Source organism: Pontibacter pamirensis, from assembly GCF_010015475.1.
GTDB lineage: Bacteria > Bacteroidota > Bacteroidia > Cytophagales > Hymenobacteraceae > Pontibacter > Pontibacter pamirensis.
Genome location: NZ_SSNI01000023.1, coordinates 26,978 through 41,549 on the forward strand (window position 1 = coordinate 26,978; position 14,572 = coordinate 41,549).

Consider the following 14,572-nt stretch of genomic DNA (forward strand, 5'->3'; position numbering starts at 1 on the left):
GGAGACGATGCTGCAATTTGGCAAAATTCAGGCTTTCCGCTCCGCAACTTTTACCAACTGTTTGCCTGTGTTTTCACCTGAAAAGAGCCCTAAGAATGCTTTTGGCAGCTGCTCAAAGCCTTCTTTCACGGTTTCCTGGTACTGCAGTTTACTTTCCTGCAGCCAGTTAGCCAGTTCTTTTGCCGCATGGCCGAACTCGCTGGCATAATCATTTACAATAAAGCCTTTAATCTGAGCGCTTTTCTTCAGCAGAATCGGCTCTACCCGCAGCCCTGTAGCCGGACTGGTATTATTGTAAAAAGCAATCTGACCACAGATGGCAATGCGACCGAACTTATTCAGCGAATGATACACAGCATCAGAAATCTCACCGCCCACATTATCAAAATATATGTCAACGCCATCCGGACAAGCCTTTGCTACTGCTTCGTTTATGTTACCGGTAGTTTTATAGTTAATGCCTTCATCGAAGCCCAGTTCATTTTTGAGATAATCTATTTTATCGTCTGAACCGGCAATGCCCACTACACGGCAACCTTTTAATTTGGCTATTTGCCCCACCAAAGTGCCCACCGCTCCTGCTGCACCAGATACTACCACTGTTTCGCCCTTTTTTGGCTGCCCGATATGCAGGAGTCCGAAGTAAGCAGTAAGGCCGGGCATACCTAAAATACCTAAGTGGTAACTCAGCGGCGCCATATCCGGGTCAATCACATTCAGGCCTTTGCCATTGTGCACTACATACTGCTGCCATGGCAGGTTGCCCACAACCACAGCTCCTTTTTGCAGCCCTTCGTTTTTGCTTTCCACTACTTCAGCCACAACACCACCCATAATGGGTTTGCCTACCTCATAAGGCGCTACATATGACTTAGCATCGCTCATACGGCCACGCATGTAAGGGTCAACAGATATGTATAGTGCTTTTAGCAGCACCTCTTCCTCTTGTATAGCAGCCACATCAGTTTGTGTGAACTCAAAGTTATCCTCCGCAGGCATTCCTTTCGGGCGACTGCCTAATAATATCGTTTTATTCTGCATTTTTTATTTAGCGTAAATAGTACTTTAATTGACGAACAACCACCTTTTAACGTTTTTGTTTAATGTTTTAACAGTAAAGTTTATCCTACTTATTTACCTTTTCCTACCCAACTGATGGATAAGAGTTTAGCTTTTTTAAGGTAAAAGCAGCAGCTGCCTGGCAGTAAAAACAAGGCCTTATTGGTTGCGTAAAAATGCAGGCAGGCACAGAGCATAACAGTTGGATATGCTCCTGAGAAAGACCCTAACAATCATATAGCTGCTATATTCTTTCGCTATATTTCCATCAGAATCACTAACTTTGCTTTGCAAGACAACTAAAACAAAATTACTTTTACCCCGAATTCACGACACGCTAAAGAGTTAATCTGTATGGCAACCACAGCTGATATTAAAAACGGAGTTTGCATGGAGTTCAACAATGACCTTTATGTTGTAACAGAGTTCCAGCACGTAAAGCCTGGCAAAGGCCCTGCTTTTGTTAGAACAAAGCTTAAAAACATCAAAACCGGCAAAGTGATTGACAACACTTTCTCTTCCGGCCATAAGATTGTTACAGCCCGTGTAGAGCAACGCCCACACCAGTTTATTTATAAAGACGACCTGGGCTATAATTTTATGGACATGAATACTTTTGAGCAGGTTTCACTAGAAGAGCACATGGTGCCTTTTGCTGACCTGATGAAAGAAGGTCAGGAAGTAACCATCCTTTTCCATGCAGAAACTGAGTCGCCGCTAACTTGCGAAATTCCTCCTTTTGTGGAGTTGATGATTACCTACACTGAGCCGGGCCTGAAAGGAGATACAGCAACCAATGCTTCCAAGCCAGCCATTGTAGAAACAGGCGCTACCATTCAGGTGCCCCTTTTCATTGGTCAGGATGAAAAAATTAAAGTGGACACTCGTACATATTCATACGCAGAGAGAGTTAAATAACACATGAAAGCTAAAGAAATTCAGGAACTAATCGACTTCATCGCCAAATCCGGCCTGAACAAAGTAAACATTGAAACAGAGGAGTTCAAAATCTCGGTAAAACGTGATCCGGACCAGAAGATTAAGTATGTGAAAGACTCAGGCGCATCGCATGCTGCTGCACCTGCCGCTCCACTACCTTCTCCTCAGGCCGCTGCCCCGGCAGCCGTTGCAGCTCCGGCACTTGCCGCCGCCGCTGCACCAGCCAACGAAGAGAGCAAGTACGTGGCCATTAAGGCCCCTATGATTGGTACCTTCTACCGTGCATCAGGCCCGGAGTCTCCTATTTTTGCGAATGTAGGCGACGAAGTGAAAAAAGGCCAAGTGATCTGCATCATCGAAGCTATGAAGTTATTCAACGAGATTGAATCTGAAGTATCAGGTAAAATCGTGAAGGTGCTGGTAGACAATGCCTCCCCGGTAGAATATGATCAGCCACTGTTCCTGGTGGACCCTAGCTAATGTGCTAATTACTTGATGTGCTAATGTTCTAATTATTTGCAGCTTACTTAGTTAAACTGCTTAAATAATTTCAATATTAGCACTTTGTTTTAGTGACTTTTAAATCAGCACATTAACACATTTACTAATTAGCACACTAACACCATGTTTAAGAAGATACTAATCGCCAACCGTGGCGAGATTGCATTACGCATCATTCGTACCTGCAAAGAGATGGGCATTAAAACGGTGGCCGTGTATTCTACCGCCGACAAGGAAAGCCTGCATGTGCGCTTTGCTGATGAGGCTGTATGTATCGGACCTCCTGCCAGCGCGCAATCTTACCTGAACATCCCTAATATTATAGCTGCTGCAGAAATCACAAATGCGGATGCCATTCACCCTGGCTATGGCTTCTTGTCTGAGAACGCAGAATTCTCCCGTATCTGTGCCGAGAACCATATCAAATTCATAGGTGCCTCTCCTGAGATGATTAACTCCATGGGCGACAAAGCTTCGGCAAAGGCAACCATGAGAAAAGCTGGCGTGCCTACTATACCAGGCTCAGAAGGACTGCTGAAGTCGATGGAAGAAGGCATCAGGTTAGCAAACAAGATTAAGTACCCGGTTATTCTGAAAGCAACTGCCGGTGGTGGTGGCAAGGGTATGCGCATTGCCAAGAATGATGCCGAATTCGAGAAGGGCTGGAACGATGCCCGCGCCGAGGCGAAGGCTGCTTTCGGTAACGACGGCATCTATCTGGAGAAGTTTGTGGTAGAGCCGCGCCATATCGAGATTCAGCTGATCGGTGACCAGTACGGAAACGCAGCGCACCTTTCAGAGCGTGACTGCTCTATTCAGCGCCGCCACCAGAAACTGGTGGAAGAAACACCTTCTCCGTTCATTACCGACGATCTGCGCGAACGAATGGGTGCGGCAGCCATTGCAGGTGCCAAAGCCATCAACTACGAAGGCGTGGGTACTATTGAGTTCCTGGTAGACAAAGACCGCGAGTTTTACTTTATGGAGATGAACACGCGTATCCAGGTAGAGCACCCTATTACAGAAGAAGTAATTGACTACGACCTGATAAAGGAGCAAATAAAAGTAGCTGCCGGTGAAAGAATATCTGGTAAGAACTACTTCCCTAAGAAGCATGCTATCGAGTGCCGCATTAACGCGGAAGACCCTAAAAACGGCTTCCGTCCTTCTCCAGGCAAAATCGTGAACCTGCACTTGCCTGGAGGCCATGGCGTGCGCGTGGATTCACACGTTTACTCTGGTTATACCATTCCGCCAAACTACGACTCCATGATTGCGAAGCTGATTGTAAGTGCGCAGACACGTGAGGAGGCATTGGTAAAAATGAAGCGGGCGCTGAGCGAGTTTGTAATTGAAGGCATCAAGACAACCGTGCCTTTCCATCTTAAGTTAATGGATGATAAAGGCTTCAAAGAAGGTAACTTCACGACAGCTTATCTTGATAATTTTGACTTTAAGTCTCTGGACTAAACGCAATCTTTATAAATTACAGGCCCCAACTTTTGAGTTGGGGCTTTTTTGTTTATGTGTGTAATCAATATACTCTGTTTTGCATCTTGTTACTATATGAAATCGATAAAAGCTATATGGTGCCTGTGGCTTGTCATTCTTCTCACGCAGGCAAGCTGTGTTTCACAGCTCTTTATTGAGCGTACTTTGCCGGCAGAGGTTCCGGTTACAGCGAACCAATGGAAGGTGGTGGTCCTGAACCGTTATAATGCTGACTTATTGCCCTACAAGCGGGAGAAAAAGGTAGATGTATACGCTGATGGAGCCATGCATGCCTTTGCCGGTGTGTTGGATGCCATAGACAGTGACATGACCTATAGCATCGTTGCTACAGATACAGCAGCCTATACTACTTATGGCAGTGGAACGGTTCTGTCTACCACACAGGTACAGCATATATATTATAAGCACCCACACCACCTTCTCCTAACTCTCGACATCTTCGATACTTATATGGAGCAGGAAGTAGAACGGGTACAAGAAGAAGATGGAGATGTTACCAAAACAGCATACTATACTTTATTCTCCAAATCCAGCTGGACCCTGTATGATAGCACTGGTATAGTGCTGGATCGTGTGTCGCTAAAACGGGATGAGTTGTATGACTCCAGAGGCGTCATCAGTGGTTTGCTGGCTGTGGGCCCCGCCATTAGTAATGCAGGTCCCGTAGTAAATGACCTAGCATACCAGACCGGCATGGATTACTGGCAGCGCCTATCACCTCAGTCAGTTTCTTTCATTCGTCCCTACTACTCAAACAAAGCCTTTGCGCCCGCGGCATCTCAAATGGCTGCAGGTAACTGGACGGAAGCTATAACTTTACTAAAGCCGCTGACTGAAATTCAAAAAAAGAAAGAAGCCGCCAAGGCTGCCTATAACCTGGCCGTAGTTTATGAAGCCATGGGCCAGATAGAAGAGGCGAAATATTGGGCTAACATAGCTTCAGGCAAAAACAACAAGTTTGCGCTGCTGTTGCTTTCTGACTTAGATCTGTATTGAGATTTTACCTATAAGCTCTCATAAAATAATAAGAGCCCCACCTGGTATAGGTAAAGGGCTCTTGTTGTATAATTCGTTCAATGCTAAACTTTAGCAGGCTTCTCCTCTTCTGCTATCACCTGCTCCAATTCATTATACCAGCTTTCGCCATACTTCCGGATGAGCGGCTCTTTCAGAAACTGGTATACACGCACACCTAAATCCACACCAAAGCTACAGGCTTGGGCACAGATGCTCCACCTATCATAATTCAGTGCTTCGAAATCGTCATACTTTGTCACGCGAATCGGGTATAGATGGCAGGAGATCGGTTTCTTCCAGTTAATTTTGCCATCGTTGTAAGCCTGTTCTATGGCACATTTCAGCGTTTTGTCTTCGTCGTAAATGGCAAAGGCACATTCCCGGTTGTTGATGGTTGGGGTAGAGAAATCACCTTCCCAGTCTTTGATGTAAAGCCCCTGCTCCCCCACAGCGTGCTTTCCGGCACCCGTCATGTAAGGCTTTATTTGCTCATAGCTGTCCTGCAGAATAGCTAATTCTTCCTCTTCTAAGGGGGCTCCCAGATCACCTTCTACACAGCAGGCTCCTTTGCATTTCTCAAGGTTACAAACAAAAAACTGATCACGTACGTCATCACTGATGACTGTATTCTGTAGGACTATCATTTTTAAAAGGACTTACGGCAATGGATAAAATAGATATAGATGTAGAATCTAATCCAATTGCCAATATTAATGGAAGACAAAGGTAGCCATAAAATAGTTTAAAGCGGCTGCAAGAAGGCATGCACTTGATTTGGATAAGCAATTTCGATGACCAACAGGTAATCGGCAAGATTCATCTCCAACCCAGCTTATAAACGGTAGAGACAAATTGGTTTAAACTTAGAAAAATGTAAAGCGGCTACCTCTCGCCATAACAGATGCTCTACTCCTGCCTCTTTGGTGAGCCCGAAGCCATCAGGATGTTCTTCACGTTATGCTGTTTTGTGTAATCTATGGCTGCTTTGCCTTTATTATCTACTAATTTGGCATCTGCCCCAGCCTGCAGCAGCGCAAGGATGATTTCGAAGTTAGCGTTTATTTCACAGGCCAGCATGAGCGGAGTCTTTCCCTCGTTGTTTTTGATGTTCGGATTGGCGCCTGCCTGCAGCAGTTTTTCCAGCTCCATAATACCAATGTGCTGCCCAATCGTGGACTGCAGGGCCTGCGTCAGCACAGTGTTGCCTTCTTTATCCTGTATATTCGGGTCAGCACCATTATTAAGGAGAGTATCCAGCAACATTACCTGCTCCATTTCATAGTACTCAGATCTGATTCGGGAACTGCTAACCACGTAATGAAGGGCTGTTTTGCCATCTTTGTCCTGCGCATTTACCTCGGCACCATTCTTCAGGAGCTGCGCCACTGTTTTAAAGCGTACTTCCGGCTCGTATGACACGCCATAATCCTCCAGCAGCATGGGCACATACACCGTATGCATCAGTGGTGTACGGCCATGTAAGTTTGCGGTATATTCTTCCGGAACTGCCAGCGAGTTTACGTTACCTCCCGCCGCAATAGCACGCTGCAACATCTCCGGGTCACGGGTGATGGCTGCAATTACTACTTTCTGATCTGGTGTCTGGTTGATGTACAGTAGCTGCTCGTAGGCACTGATGCTGCCTTTTTCTACTGCCTTGCGGTATAACTGGCGCGCCTTGTCTATTTTCACTTCGCCCAGGGTGCCTTCTTCATAAAGCAGCGCCAGGGTATAAGACGCCTGCCTATCCCCTGCTTCCACTCCCTTATTAAGCCAGTATAAGGCTTTTTCATTGTCTTTGGCTACGCCTTCACCGTTCAGGTACAGGTTAGCCAGAGACGCATAGGCTGCCACATCGTTCGCCTCTGCAGCACGGATAAGATAGTTAAAGGCTAAGCCCTTGTCTACCATCTCGCCAAAACCGGTATAGTACATACTCCCCAGCATCCGGTTGCTAAAAGCATCACCCGCCACAGCTTTCTCTCGAATTTCTATACCTGCTGTGCGCATACGCTGCACGAACCGACGCTCATCGTCTTTATTACGCAACACCATTGTCTCAGCCATGCCTAAGTGGCCAAGAAGGCTTCCTTCATCCACCGCCAGTTTATAATAATGGTAGGCTGAATCACTGTTGGCAGCAAAGTACTTCTCCGCATTCTGCAGTTGCTGAACTGTATCTATCTGCACCGAATCATACTTCAGCTCCCGGAACTGGTGCATGCGGCCAATAAAGTAATAGGCATCGTTGTCGCCCTGTGCAATGGCTTCCTTAAACTTATTGTAAGCCTCCTCATAACGCAGCAGCTTGTAATAAGCCATCGCCTCGTCCATTGCCGGTGTACGCCATATCTTCTTGGTAACTACAATGGGTGCAGGGGCAGCTGCAGCTTTAGCAGATGCAGTAACAGTTACTTTGGGTGCATCTGTCGAATCGGCTTTGTCTATAGTCTTCTCAGGCACACTTTGTGCAAACCCAACCTGGCTTGCGCCGCCTAATAACAAGATGAGTAGCAAGTGCTTCATAATAGGTATGTGAGGTAGTATATGTGCGATGTTAATATTCTTCACTAGCAAACTTCATGCAAAGAAACCAACTCTGCGGCTGTAAATCAAAAACATGCCAGCCCTGAAGTTAAAGAAATTTAAATTTACAATACAAAAGCTTACATGTAACGCTTTAGAGTTTGTTCCTGTTCATCTGAAGGCATTTATCTTTTGTATTAGAGCACGTGCCATGCCAAAAAAGGAAAGCCGGTTCAGAAAACGAAATTGTATTCGTAAATTGCGGTAGATTTTAAGACGCACGCGGAAGAGAAGAAATGGATCATTTAAGCTTATTAAACGAGTCGCAACGCGCAGCAGTGCTTCACACAGAAGGACCTGCCATGATCATTGCGGGTGCCGGCTCCGGCAAAACAAGAGTACTAACCTATAGGATTGCCCATCTGATCAGCCAGAAGGTGGATCCGTTCAACATACTGGCCCTTACCTTTACTAACAAGGCGGCTAAAGAAATGCGCCACCGTATTGAGAAGGTGATCGGCAACGAAGCCAAGAACATCTGGATGGGTACCTTTCACTCGGTGTTCTCCCGCATCCTTCGCTCTGAGGCAGAGAAAATTGGCTATCCGAAAAGCTTCACCATTTACGATACCGACGATTCTAAAACACTCATTCGCAACATTGTGAAGGAGATGAACCTGGACGATAAGCTCTACAAGCCAAACGTGGTGCTGGGCAGGATATCTTCTGCAAAAAATAAACTCATCTCTGTAAAGCAGTACCTGAACGATGCCGTGATACAGGCAGACGATGACGCCGCCATGCGCCCAAAGATCGGTAAGATCTACGAGATGTATCAGAGCCGCTGCTTCCGGGCCGGTGCCATGGACTTTGATGATTTGCTGTTCAATACAAACGTGCTCTTTAAAGATCATCCTGATGCGCTGAACAAATACCAGAATATTTTCAAGTACGTAATGGTGGATGAGTACCAGGATACAAACTACTCCCAGTACCTCATCACCCGCAAACTGGCCGCCCAGAACCGTAACATTGTGGTAGTGGGTGACGATGCGCAGTCCATATACGCCTTTCGTGGGGCTGATATCCAGAACATCCTCAACTTTGAGCGCGATTACCCTGAACTGCAGGTATTTAAACTGGAGCAGAACTACCGCTCCACCAAAAACATTGTACACGCGGCGAACTCTGTTATCAAGAACAACCAGGCACAGTTGCGCAAGGATGTTTTTACGGATAACGAGCAGGGACCGCTGATTGAGGTCATTAAAGCCAACTCCGACAACGAGGAAGGCAAGTTGGTGGCTACTACCATTTTTGAGGAGAAGATGAGCAACCACCTCTCCTACGACGACTTTGCCATTCTGTACCGCACCAACGCCCAGTCGCGTGCCATGGAAGAGGCCTTGCGCCGCATGAACATCAAGTACAAGATTATCGGCGGTCTGTCTTTCTACCAGCGCAAAGAGATAAAGGACCTGATTGCTTACCTGCGCTTAACAGTGAACCCCAACGATGAGCAGGCCCTGCGCCGTGTCATTAATTACCCAAAGCGCGGTATAGGCGAAACAACCGAGCAGAAGATCTTCGTAATCGCCAACGACACCAACCATGCCGTTTGGGAAGTGGTGATGAACGCGGGCGAATTTCTGGGCAACCGTGTGGGCACAGCCATAGAGAATTTCTCTATTATGATCCGGGACTTCGCCAGAATTGCTGAAAACAGCGATGCTTTCGAGGTAGCCAAGCACGTAGCCAAGCACTCCGGCCTTGTGGACGACCTGTACCAGGACAAAACTGTGGAAGGACTGGCGCGCTATGAGAACATCCAGGAACTGCTCAATGGTATAAAAGAATATGTAGACGACCCGGAGAAAGAAGACAAAAGCCTCTCCGCTTTCCTACAGGACATTGCCTTGATCACAGACGCGGATACCAAAGCGGACGACGATGGGGAATTTGTGACCCTGATGACCATTCACTCAGCCAAAGGACTGGAGTTCAAGAACGTGTTTATCGTGGGCATGGAAGAAAACCTGTTTCCGAGCCAGATGATGCTGAACTCCCGCGCCGACCTGGAGGAAGAACGCCGGCTGTTTTACGTGGCTATTACGCGCGCTGAGAAGCGATTGTACCTCACCTATGCCACCAGCCGCTACCAGTGGGGAAACCTGAGGGCCTGTGAGAAGAGCCGTTTCCTCGATGAGATTGACCCGAAGTACATCAACTTTAAGTATGGGGATAGTGGAGTAAGTGGCGGCAATGTGTTTGACCGCGTGTTGCAGCGAAAGAGCAACCTGGTAGCACCAGCGCCACGCAAGCAGGTTGCCAGCAACTACACCCCCCCAGCCGATTTTAAAGCAAGCGATACCTCCAGCCTCGCAGCGGGTATGAAGGTGGAGCACCCGAAATTTGGCTTTGGAACCGTAACAAAGATGGACACACAAGGTAACAGCACCAAGGCGATCATCAATTTTGAAGAGGTGGGAGAAAAAACGCTATTGCTGAGTTTCGCGAAGTTAAAAATCCACGCATAGCTCAAAAGAATTAGGTTTTAGATTAAACTCTTAGTTGATAGTCGCAGGAACAGGTCCAGAAGGTGCTGGCTCCTGTTCCTGCGGCTGTATACCCTGTGCTGCCTGCTCTTTGGACTCTCTGACACTGAGAGTATCCACCACAATTTCATACAGCTTATCCATCTCCACGATATGGTTGAGGTAGTAATCGTAAGTCGCCTTAAACTCCTCCTGCTTCACCCCGTGTTTTTCCAGGATATCGGCCTGCTCCTTGTTGAATACCATCAAAGCTGTATCGGGGTATGAAACATGTTGCTCTATCAGTGCCTCCACCGTATGAATGTCCGCCAGGATGCGCACCATCTTAGGCTGTGGTATCATATTATCAGGCTTATCCCCGTTATTTTGCTGGCACCCCAGCAAAAAGAGGCAAATAAGGATATAGAAAAGTCTTTTCACGGGTGTAAATTACGAGAATATGTGATAATTTTAAAATTACGCAAGAAGGCCACAGCCTATGAAAGAGCTTGTAAAGAAGCTACGCAAGTACGAAATACGGATACGTAAAGCCATCACCACCCAAATGCAGGGTGACTTTCACTCTGTTTTCAAAGGAACAGGACTGGAGTTTGACGATGTGCGCGCATACCAGTATGGTGACGACGTGCGTTCTATAGATTGGAACGTATCTGCCAAGGGCCATGGTACTTTTGTGAAAACTTATCGGGAAGAAAAAGAGCAGTCTGTGTTCCTGATGCTGGATGTAAGCGCCTCCCAAACTATTGGTACAGGTGCCCAGCAGAAAATAGATGTGGGCAAAGAGATCTGTGGGGTGCTGGCATTATCAGCTGCGAGGCAGCAAAGCCAGATCGGGATGATATGTTTCTCAGATCAGAAGGAAAAATACATTAAGCCAGCCAAAGGCATACAGCAGGCATACAGCATCATTAAAGCACTGAGCGAACTGCAGCCAAAATCTACCAGAACAAGCCTGCCGGCAGGTATTAAACTAACACTGGACATAATCAAGCGGCGCAGCATTATCCTGCTTCTGTCCGATTTTATAGATAATAATTATGAGAAGGAGCTCTCCATGCTGGCCAGGCGCCACGACCTGATTGTGCTGCACCTGCTGGATGTCCGGGAACATGAGCTGCCGCCAATGGGAATTGTGCCTGTGCTGGACAAGGAAACAGGCCGTACCGTCTGGCTCAACACTTCCGGTGATGAATTCCAGAAGCATTACTTAGCGCAGTACAAGGAAAACCAGGAAAGCCTGGTGCGGCTCTGCCAGAAGTACCAGGCAAATTACCTGACCATCCAGACAAACGAAGATTACGTGCCGCAACTGATAAACCTATTTAGGCTAAGAAATAAATCGACGAAGAAAAGTGTCTAAACCGTTTACTATACTGCTGTGTTTCCTGCAGGCGGTGGCCGCGTGGGGGCAGCAAGTACCGAGGCCCGAAGGCTCCTTCAGCCGCGACACCGCCAGGCTGGGTGAGTTGCTGCAATATACTTTGGTGCATCATCATCCAGCGGCGCAGGAGGTAGTACTACCCCCAGAGAACTATAACTTCGCTCCTTTTGAACTGGTGCGCAAAGACTTTTTCCCTACCACCACCAAAGCAGGAATCAGCACGGACAGTGCCGTATATACCTTGCGCAGCTTCGAAGTTGAGCCTGTACAGCAGCTGGCGCTTCCGGTATACGTGCTGGGAGATCAGGATACCACCGAAGTGTTCGCAGCGGCCGACGCCATTGTGCTGCACCAACTGGTGAAAACAGTGCAGGAACCACTGCAGGTACAGGCAGATACCAATCTTGCCACGGTGGAAGAGCGTTTTAACTGGCCTGAAATGGTGTTATGGATCGCTGCTGTAGCCACTTTTCTGAGTCTGATAGGGCTTATTTTCGGACAGGCCATCCAGCGCAAGTATAAACTGTATCGCCTGCGGAAGGACCACCTGTACTTTGCTTCCCGCTATAACTCCCATGAAGACCGTTTCAAGAAAACAGGCGCTATGCAAAGCCTAGAAAAGGCTGTATCACTATGGAAAAATTACTTGACAAAACTGGAGCGAAGCGCCATTAACTCCTTCACTACAAAAGAAATTGTAGAGTATTACGAAAATGACGAGGAAGTAAACACCGCGCTCCGCATCTGCGATAAAGCCATTTACGGCAACGTGCAAACGGAAACTGAGGGCGAAACGAACCTGGCTCTTGGCATGCTCCGCCGCTTTGCCAAAAGCCGACATAAAACTCAACGTGAACTCATAAAGAATGCTAAGTACAAGCGATAACCTGTGGGATTGGCTAAGCCTGGAGTGGTTCAGCTACAGCACCCTGCGCTCTTTTGATTGGGTGTACCCGCTGGTGCTATATGCTTTGCTTGTGGTGCCCCTGCTGTTCCTGTTAAAGTGGCTGTTTACTATTAATACCCGGAACAAGCTGGATCTGGCGATGTTTGAGGGGAAAGTGCACTGGCAGTGGAGTAGTTTACTGCGGCACATTCCGAACCTGCTCTTTATGCTCTTCATGATGCTGGTGCTGGTGGCCCTGGCAAGGCCACAGCGGGCAAATGAGCAGGTAGAGCAAACAGCAGAAGGCATTGACATTGTACTGGTGCTGGATGTATCAGGATCCATGGAACTGCAGGACATTAAACCAAACCGGTTGGCGGCAGCCAGGGAAGTAGCGCTAGATTTTATACGCGGACGTGTGCAAGACCGTATTGGCTTGGTAGTTTTTGCCGGAGACGCCTACTCCCTCTCCCCCCTCACCACAGACTACCAGTTATTGCGGGATCACCTAAACTCCATCGACCATAAAATGATCCCCAACGATGGCACCGCTATTGGCAGTGCGCTGGCTGTGGCCATCAATCGAATGCGTGATTCTGACGCTAAAAGTAAAGTGGTCATTCTTATCAGCGACGGGGAAAACACTGCCGGCAGTTTGGATCCTGAACTGGCGGCACAACTGGCATATGCCTACGCCATAAAACTTTATACCATCGGGATAGGTAAAGATGGGCAGGTGCCTTACGAAGAGGTGGAAACGGGCAATACAATTTTTGTGGAAACGCAGATGGATGAGACCAGCCTGCGCCGGATCGCCCAGATAGGTGAAGGAAACTTTTACAGGGCAGATAGTAAAGATGCCTTACAGGAAATCTTCCGTAACATTAACCGACTGGAACGTACCGAAGTAACAGAAAAGCGCTTCCGCGATACCCAGGATTATTACCAGGTATACCTTAAATGGTCACTCCTGATCCTGCTGCTTTGGATGTTCCTGAAAAATACGTTTATCACCAATGTGCTGGAAGATTGAGATACGTATCACGAAGTTCGTATCAGGTATTACGAATTCCGAAGCACGTATTCCATATCAGGTATTTCGACAAAAATAAGTTTGGGAGCTACTTTAAGGGTTATACTTAAATGTTCTGAGAAACTGTTTTAAAACCTATTCAAGCGGAAAAAGCATATTTCGCTTGAATAGGTTATATACTGTAGAAATCGCCTTTACGGCTATAATCTCTGTTTCTAAAATAACTGTCAAATAGGTTTTAAAACAGCTTCTGAGTGTTTGGGTATATATTGTAACTCTAGATAATCACCTTAAATTTGCCAGCCTACTTGTTTATCATTGCAGACAAGACAGCTGTAAGAAAGAAAAATTATTTTGTCCGATCTTGCTATGAGTATCATGATTTTTAACGCCATTGTCATAATACATGATACGAACTACGTGATACGCTAAAAAAACTGCCATGTCTATAGCCGATAACATTCTATACTTTGATGAGCAACTGAGAAACACGCCCTGCCGTTTGGTGGCTGTCTCTAAAACACATTCTCCTGAAAAAATAAAAGAAGCATATGACGCGGGTCACCGGCTCTTTGGGGAGAACAAAGTACAGGAGTTGGTAGATAAAAGGGATATGCTGCCGCATGACATTGCCTGGCACCTCATCGGCCACCTGCAACGAAACAAAGTCAAGTATATCGCCCAGTTTATTGATACCATTCAATCCGTGGATAGCCTGAAATTGCTGCAGGAAATAAACAAGCGCGCCGAGCAGTTTGCCCGCACCCTGCCCATTAACTGCATGCTTCAGATTTCCATTGCCGATGAGGAAACAAAATTCGGAATGAACTACGACGAAGCGGTGGCCTTACTGCAGTCTGAGGAGTACCGGCAGATGAAATACGTTAGCATCACCGGCGTAATGGGAATTGCTACCAACACAGAAGACGAGCAGAAGCTGCGCCAGGAGTTCAGGTACCTGCGCGAATGCTTCCAGAACCTGAAGGACACTTTCTTCTTTGCCAGCGACTATTTCAAAGAAATTTCAATGGGAATGACCTCAGATTGGCAATTAGCGGTAGCAGAAGGAAGTACAATTATTCGTGTAGGCAGCGGCATTTTTGGTACTCGAAACTATAATAAGTAGCAGCCTCTGAATTTCTCCACCTGTACCCCAGATTCAA

General features: G+C 46.9%; 13 protein-coding genes. 9 read left to right on the top strand and 4 right to left on the bottom strand.

Annotated features, from left to right (window positions below; genetic code table 11):
• Nucleotides 1-27: 27 nt before the first annotated feature.
• Nucleotides 28-1,041 carry an NADP-dependent oxidoreductase gene (locus tag E1919_RS17900; RefSeq protein ID WP_162054784.1) on the bottom strand — a complete coding sequence of 338 codons (1,014 nt, stop codon included), beginning with the start codon at nt 1,039-1,041 and terminating at the stop codon, nt 28-30.
• A 372-nt stretch (nt 1,042-1,413) separates the two neighbouring features.
• Here E1919_RS17900 and efp point away from each other — a divergent pair, with 372 nt between their 5' ends.
• From efp to E1919_RS17920, 4 genes are all read left to right on the top strand, one after another.
• Nucleotides 1,414-1,977 carry an elongation factor P gene (gene efp, locus E1919_RS17905; protein WP_162054785.1) on the top strand — a complete coding sequence of 188 codons (564 nt, stop codon included), beginning with the start codon at nt 1,414-1,416 and terminating at the stop codon, nt 1,975-1,977.
• Nucleotides 1,978-1,980: 3 nt separating this feature from the next.
• Entirely contained in the window at nt 1,981-2,478 is a 498-nt protein-coding gene (gene accB / locus E1919_RS17910) for an acetyl-CoA carboxylase biotin carboxyl carrier protein (protein WP_162054786.1), read from the top strand.
• A gap of 144 nt (nt 2,479-2,622) precedes the next feature.
• Nucleotides 2,623-3,969 carry an acetyl-CoA carboxylase biotin carboxylase subunit gene (gene accC / locus E1919_RS17915; protein WP_162054787.1) on the top strand — a complete coding sequence of 449 codons (1,347 nt, stop codon included), beginning with the start codon at nt 2,623-2,625 and terminating at the stop codon, nt 3,967-3,969.
• Between the two features lie 96 nt (nt 3,970-4,065).
• Nucleotides 4,066-5,007, top strand: a complete 942-nt coding sequence (locus E1919_RS17920) for a DUF6340 family protein (protein WP_162054788.1) — start codon at nt 4,066-4,068, stop codon at nt 5,005-5,007.
• Between the two features lie 83 nt (nt 5,008-5,090).
• On the opposite strand, the gene E1919_RS17925 is transcribed toward E1919_RS17920, so the two are convergent.
• Entirely contained in the window at nt 5,091-5,672 is a 582-nt protein-coding gene (locus E1919_RS17925; RefSeq protein WP_162054789.1) for a DUF3109 family protein, read from the bottom strand.
• Between the two features lie 262 nt (nt 5,673-5,934).
• A complete protein-coding gene (locus E1919_RS17930) occupies nt 5,935-7,554 on the bottom strand; it encodes an ankyrin repeat domain-containing protein (RefSeq protein ID WP_162054790.1) in 1,620 nt (539 codons plus the stop codon).
• Between the two features lie 296 nt (nt 7,555-7,850).
• Between E1919_RS17930 and E1919_RS17935 the strand changes: the two genes are divergently transcribed.
• On the top strand, nt 7,851-10,091 hold the full coding sequence (locus E1919_RS17935; RefSeq protein WP_162054791.1) for an ATP-dependent helicase: 2,241 nt from the start codon (nt 7,851-7,853) through the stop codon (nt 10,089-10,091).
• Nucleotides 10,092-10,121: 30 nt separating this feature from the next.
• Here the strand turns inward: E1919_RS17935 and E1919_RS17940 are convergent, their stop codons facing one another.
• Nucleotides 10,122-10,451 (bottom strand): DUF4296 domain-containing protein, encoded by a 330-nt coding sequence (locus tag E1919_RS17940; RefSeq protein ID WP_162054792.1) that lies wholly within the window; start codon nt 10,449-10,451, stop codon nt 10,122-10,124.
• Between the two features lie 136 nt (nt 10,452-10,587).
• Here E1919_RS17940 and E1919_RS17945 point away from each other — a divergent pair, with 136 nt between their 5' ends.
• The 4 genes from E1919_RS17945 to E1919_RS17960 all read left to right on the top strand — a co-directional run bounded on the left by E1919_RS17945 (nt 10,588) and on the right by E1919_RS17960 (nt 14,535).
• Nucleotides 10,588-11,469: a DUF58 domain-containing protein gene (locus E1919_RS17945; RefSeq protein WP_162054793.1), complete on the top strand. Its 882-nt coding sequence runs from the start codon at nt 10,588-10,590 to the stop codon at nt 11,467-11,469.
• Complete coding sequence (locus E1919_RS17950; RefSeq protein ID WP_162054794.1) at nt 11,462-12,376, top strand: hypothetical protein; 915 nt, start codon at nt 11,462-11,464, stop codon at nt 12,374-12,376. Before E1919_RS17945 ends, E1919_RS17950 begins: the two co-directional genes overlap by 8 nt.
• The gene (locus E1919_RS17955) at nt 12,357-13,409 is read left to right on the top strand and encodes a VWA domain-containing protein (protein WP_162054795.1); all 1,053 of its coding nucleotides are present in this window, start codon (nt 12,357-12,359) and stop codon (nt 13,407-13,409) included. The genes E1919_RS17950 and E1919_RS17955 overlap by 20 nt, the downstream gene beginning before the upstream one ends.
• Nucleotides 13,410-13,851: 442 nt before the next feature.
• Nucleotides 13,852-14,535 (top strand): YggS family pyridoxal phosphate-dependent enzyme, encoded by a 684-nt coding sequence (locus E1919_RS17960; RefSeq protein WP_162054796.1) that lies wholly within the window; start codon nt 13,852-13,854, stop codon nt 14,533-14,535.
• The last annotated feature ends 37 nt before the right edge of the window (nt 14,536-14,572 follow it).